Genomic DNA, 5,394 nt, shown 5'->3' on the forward strand with positions numbered 1-5,394 from the left:
TAGAATAATTACTTTTTCCTAACTCCTAACTCCTAACTCCTAACTCCTAATTCCATCCCTTCACCCTTCACCACTCACTCTTCACCATTTCCCGCTCACTGCTCACTGTTCACTGTTCATCTGCCAATGTCATTCCGATGCGCCGCAGGCGTAGAGGAATCTCTAGATTCTTCGCTTCGCTCTGAATGACATTGAGATGCGTATTCCGAATGCAATGAGGAGTTCTTTTCTTTTCCCATTGCCGGAAAAAGAAACAAAAAGGTCTAGGCCTTACGGTTCTTGTTCACCCGTTACGTCCTCCATTCTAAACACACACAACTCGCTGTCTATGGCAGCTCAGACAGTGTTTAGTTTTTAACGAATGTTCGGACTACGGGTCCCGAAGTCGAATCGTATGGCCGGTTTTGATGCTAAGCAACTTTATCCCTTCACACTTTACCCTGCTCACTGCTCACTGCTCACTGTTCACTAACAACCCTTCACCCTTCACCCTTCACTCTTAACCATTTCCCGCTCACTGCTCACTGTTCATCTGCCAATGTCATTCCGATGCGCCGCAGGCGTAGAGGAATCTCTAGATTCTTCGCTTCGCTCTGAATGACATTGAGACTGTCATTCCGAATGGAATGAGGAATCTCATACAGGGTTTTAGTTCGTCTAGAATAATTACTTTTTCCTAACTCCTAACTCCTAACTCCTACCTTACTCGCACATTCTCCTGTAAGAAAATATTTTCAGAGTTTCGGGAACGCGTTTCTCATGAAATGCGTATCTTTATGTTGCTGAAAATCAAGTATTTTACCCATTTCTCCCATACTTTCCCAACCTAGTTAAGCGCTTATGGTCTTCACCACCGGTGAAGCAATCATGTATCACTAACGATTAACTAAACACAACCATTATGAAAAAAGCAATGTTATGCACCTTGGCTGCACTTATACTCTGCTGCGGCAGTGTGCTGCAAGCCCAAGAAATGAAAGTTAAGAAGTACGACAACCCCGAGTGGGTGCGCATGGCGTACGTTAAGTTCAAACCTATGATGAAGGAGAAGGCGCAAGCCATCATCAAGGATTATTTTATGAAAGCCGATATGAACCTTGGCAATACCGGTCCTATGTCCTTTGAAATGGCATCAGGGGAATACGACATGCTCGTGATCTTTCCCTTGGAGGAGGGCATCGAGACACTCAATTACGAGATGAGCCCGGACGATGTGAAATGGATGAATGAAATGAGCAAACTCACCGGTGGTATGGACAAGGCCATGGCAAAACTTCAGGAGTTCTATTCGTATGTGGCTGACTGGGATTCAGAATTGGCGCGAAAACACAACTAACGAAGCCATAGCGTTAACGGCCGGTGGTATTCCCATCGGCTTTTTTTAGTTCTTGATCCAAACCTTCCAAAAAGGCCGCTGCTTTTTCTAAATGCCCTTTTCGGGTGTCGGGATCCATACGGTCTAGGGTGCTCAATAACATGCCTAAGCGGGGTTGGGATTCGAAGAAATCCCTGTGCTCGTGCATATACCGCCAAAAGAGTCCGTCCCACACCTCCTGCCAAGACCCTTTTTTGTAATTACTCATCTTCATCAAATAGTTGCTGCCGCTTATATAGGGCTTGGTGGCGAACAGACCGCCGTCTGCAAACTGACTCATCCCGTACACGTTGGGCACCATCACCCAGTCGTAGGCGTCGATAAAGAATTCCATAAACCAGCGGTAGACCGCGTCCGGGTCGAACTCACACAGCAACATAAAGTTCCCTAAGACCATGAGCCGTTCAATGTGGTGGCAATAGCCTGTGTCCAGCACTTTTTGGATGGTTAGGTCCACGGGGGGTATGCCGGTGGTGCCGTCATAGAAGGAGGGCGGTATGGGTCGGTTGAAGTTCCAGAAGTTGCGGGTACGGGCAAAACTACCTTTGTGCTCATACATGCCCCGCATGAATTCCCGCCAACCCATGATCTGACGCACAAACCCTTCGGTGGAATTGATAGGGACGTCGTGGGCTTCGGCAAAGGCCAAGGCACGGTCGATCACCTCATGGGGGGTGAGCAGCCCCACATTCAGCATGGGGGTAAGGACACTGTGGTGCAGGATGACAGCATCGGAGACAATGGCATCTTCATAGGGTCCGAATGCATGGAAGCGTTGCTCCAGAAACGCATCCAGCCAGTCGGAAGCGGTTTCAAAAGTATACGGATAGCGAGGGGTATCGCTCAGATTGCCTATGTTTTCTGAAAAGTGGGTCGCCACATAGTCCTTTGCTTCCTTGTACACATCGGTGGCATCCGGAAACGCTACGGGTGGCGGCGTCTTCTTGGCGGGATACTTCTTGCGGTTCTCGGTGTCGTAGGTCCAACGACCGCCCTGCGGTTCTCCTTCCGAAGTGAGCAAAAGCCCCAATCGCTTGCGCTCCGATTTGTAGAAGTGAGTCTGATGGTATTGCTTCCGATCCTTGAAATAGGTATGGATCTCTTCCTTCGAATTGAGGAATAGGGGGTTCTCATACACGGTGGTGTCCAGCTTCAGACGGGAACATGCCTTGGTGATACGTTGCTGTAGCCAGTCGTCGGTGGGATCGATATAGCTCACGGTCGTGATGCCTTCTTCCTTCAGCTTCGGAAGGAGTTCGCGCACATCACTACGGGCATCGGTCGCAGGAATGTAGTGCACGGTATATCCCTGTTCCTTCAGAAACGCTTCATACGCCTTCATGGAGGCGCGGTGAAAGGCGATCTTTTGTTTGTGGAAGGGAAACTGATTGAAGAAGAGGGATTCTTCTATAAGATACAAGGGCGCCTCCGTTCCGAAGTCGGGAACCTTTTTAAATAGTTGATGCGGAAAGCAGAGGTGTACGGTCATTTCTTGTTTCTTTTACATCGTTCGCTGCAGTAACGCACCTGCTCCCAGTCCTTCTTCCACTTCTTCCGCCAGGTGAACGGGAGGGTGCATACAGGGCATAGTTTCTGCGGAAGGTCTTGCTTTTTCATACGTCGAAATCGGGTATGTTGTGGGGTCGTACATAGGGGTATTCGGCATATTTGGTGAGGGTATAGTAGCTGTTTAAGCCGGAGATCCCCATGCTTTCCGTCGCTTCCAGATCGAACACCTCTTGATGGATATCCACGGTTTCCGGAAGGATGAGGTGCTCGACCGCTCCTATGATGAGGGTCGTTCCGTTGAGGGGAATGGGGATGGCTTCCTCAAAACGCATGCCCATCTTGCAGCTACTTTCCTGAACGAAGGGTGCTTGGAAACCTTCGATATAGGCTTCGGTAAGGCCGCAACGGGCGAACTCCGACACCTCCTTGGGGAACTTTCCGGAGGTATAGTGGGCACGCTCTGCAAAGGAGGGCAGGATGTGATTGATGGTATAGTGCCCCGTCGCCAAGATGTTCTCATAAGTATGCCTAGGAACCTCCCCTTGGGGGCGCATGATAAAGCCCAGTAGGGCCGGATCGCTGCCCAAATGTACGACCGAACTGAAGACCGCCACATTGGGGTGCCCTTCGGCGGAGATCGTTCCTATAAGGTTGGCGGGCTTGATCCCGGTGATCGCATTGATGAGTTTTAACCGTGCCACTTTGGACAAGGCGCTGATGTCTTGTTTGGAAAGGATCATACGACGGTCGCTAAGGTGTTGAACTGTTTTTTACATCGCTTCCAGTAGGCAAAGAAGGAGGGATAATACCCGTGTACATCGAAGAGCCACGCGCGTGGGGTTTCGGTGCCGGTGTAATGACGACTCCACGGGTGCTCCTTATATCGTATATCCGTTAAGGCGTGGTTCGTCTTTAGGGTGTCGAAGGAACCGACAAAGACCTGGAGGTTTTCAATGTTGTGGGTCAGATTCAGAAGAAAAGCTACCGATCGCTCCGATATGGGATACGCTTCAAAGTGTTCGGGTTCCAGCAACAGGACCCTGTTGGCCGGGGCGTCGGTACCCCATAACGGATCCAGATTATAGGCGTTGTAGATGTAAGTAGGCAGGTTCGGGTCCAGGGTAAGGGGCTTCGGTTCGGGCAAGGGGGTGTGTAACGTCGGATCTGTATGTTCTTTTAGGACTTCGGGACATGTTAGCTGCGGCAGCCGTTCGTAGGACACATCCAGAAAGGTGCCGGTTTGGTGGGTATAACAGTATTTGTTGATGTTCTCCTGATTCGCACGGTACTGTTTGTTGCTGTTGGTACCGGCCACCCACTGCCAGCTCAGGGCATTGCTCGCCCAATCCCCATCCCATAAATGATAGTACAACCATTTAGCGGGGGTGCGCCAATGACTCCCGGCGATGTTACAGGCGATGGACGCCACATACATACGCAGGTGGTTGTGCATATACCCGGTACGATACAAGCCTGCAATCGCCTCATCCACGGCCTGTATGCCGGTACGGGCTTCAAAAATAGCGGTGGGGAGTTCATGGTGTTGCACGCCGTGTTGCGGATGCTTCAGATCGTGGTCGATGCAAGACCCTTTGGCGATCCATACCTGCTGCCAATACTCCCGCCAAGTGAGTTCCTGTATGAACTTTTCAATCGTAGCGGGGTCGTAGCCTTTCGCCAAGACACGGTTCAGTACAAAGCGGGGAGAGATCACGCCGCGGGACAGGTAGGGCGACAGATAGGTCACGGCACCGTCTACGTAGTTGCGGGTGCGGCCGTACGCGATGGGGTCGATGGCATCGATGCGCTCCAGTATGGCGTGATAGGCCGTAGGGAAGGAGGCGATATGGTCGGACAAACGGTGCGTCATCGTTTGGCGATGCTATTGCCCGAAATGGCCCGTTGTCGGGTACATTTGAAGCGGTTCATTCCGGAGGGGCGTTTTTTAAGATGTTTGGAGCTCACCCCGCTGTTCACCCGTTTGCGCCAGCGCTTAAAGCTCGAAGATTTCAGGTTACGCCGCATGAGTCGGATCACCTCCTGCTCGGACGTACCAAACTGATATTCGATCGCTTCAAAAGGCGTACGGTCCTCCCAGGCCATCTCGAGAATGCGGTCGAGTTCACGTTCGGTAAAGGAAGAAGGGGTGTTCATAACAGGGAATCTTATATACATGGAGCGACCCGGAGCGGATTAGGGGAGTTGTTCCCGCGCTTTCAGCACCTGCTCGGCCTCATAGGTCTTTTCATCGCTGGCCTTTCGGTTGGTGGTGGAGAGGCGGTGCGCTTCCTTCAGCAGCGATTGGTAGCGGGCATAGAGTTTTTCTTTTTCTGATTTCTTTGTAAACAGTCCGAACATAGTGGTGCGTGTTTGTCTTTATTCAGTATAAAGATACAAAATGTTTAAGTTAATGGATGTAAGATTAAACAATTAGGATATTTTTAACCTTCTTTCTCTTTCTTTTTTGCCCCTCCAAAAAAGAAACAAAAAAAGAGGCCTTTTCGTAGGAA

The 5,394-nt window shown here is 50.5% G+C and carries 7 protein-coding genes; 1 reads left to right on the forward strand and 6 read right to left on the reverse strand.

Going from position 1 to position 5,394, the window contains the following annotated elements:
* Window positions 1-901 precede the first annotated feature (901 nt).
* Entirely contained in the window at window positions 902-1,336 is a 435-nt protein-coding gene (locus AACZ11_RS12905; RefSeq protein ID WP_290625676.1) for a hypothetical protein, read from the forward strand.
* A 13-nt stretch (window positions 1,337-1,349) separates the two neighbouring features.
* Here AACZ11_RS12905 and AACZ11_RS12910 read toward each other — a convergent pair whose 3' ends face one another.
* The 6 genes from AACZ11_RS12910 to AACZ11_RS12935 all read right to left on the reverse strand — a co-directional run bounded on the left by AACZ11_RS12910 (window position 1,350) and on the right by AACZ11_RS12935 (window position 5,242).
* Window positions 1,350-2,864 carry a cryptochrome/photolyase family protein gene (locus AACZ11_RS12910; protein ID WP_339832728.1) on the reverse strand — a complete coding sequence of 505 codons (1,515 nt, stop codon included), beginning with the start codon at window positions 2,862-2,864 and terminating at the stop codon, window positions 1,350-1,352.
* Window positions 2,861-2,992: a DUF2256 domain-containing protein gene (locus tag AACZ11_RS12915; RefSeq protein ID WP_290627862.1), complete on the reverse strand. Its 132-nt coding sequence runs from the start codon at window positions 2,990-2,992 to the stop codon at window positions 2,861-2,863. Before AACZ11_RS12915 ends, AACZ11_RS12910 begins: the two co-directional genes overlap by 4 nt.
* Window positions 2,989-3,624: a flavin reductase family protein gene (locus tag AACZ11_RS12920; protein WP_339832729.1), complete on the reverse strand. Its 636-nt coding sequence runs from the start codon at window positions 3,622-3,624 to the stop codon at window positions 2,989-2,991. Before AACZ11_RS12920 ends, AACZ11_RS12915 begins: the two co-directional genes overlap by 4 nt.
* The gene (locus tag AACZ11_RS12925) at window positions 3,621-4,631 is read right to left on the reverse strand and encodes an FAD-binding domain-containing protein (protein ID WP_339832731.1); all 1,011 of its coding nucleotides are present in this window, start codon (window positions 4,629-4,631) and stop codon (window positions 3,621-3,623) included. The genes AACZ11_RS12920 and AACZ11_RS12925 overlap by 4 nt, the downstream gene beginning before the upstream one ends.
* A 119-nt stretch (window positions 4,632-4,750) precedes the next feature.
* Window positions 4,751-5,059 (reverse strand): TIGR03643 family protein, encoded by a 309-nt coding sequence (locus AACZ11_RS12930; protein ID WP_290627856.1) that lies wholly within the window; start codon window positions 5,057-5,059, stop codon window positions 4,751-4,753.
* Window positions 5,060-5,077: 18 nt separating this feature from the next.
* Entirely contained in the window at window positions 5,078-5,242 is a 165-nt protein-coding gene (locus tag AACZ11_RS12935; RefSeq protein ID WP_290627854.1) for a Lacal_2735 family protein, read from the reverse strand.
* Between the last annotated feature and the right edge of the window lie 152 nt (window positions 5,243-5,394).

It is taken from the genome of uncultured Altibacter sp., assembly GCF_963972995.1.
Classification (GTDB): Bacteria; Bacteroidota; Bacteroidia; order Flavobacteriales; family Flavobacteriaceae; genus Altibacter.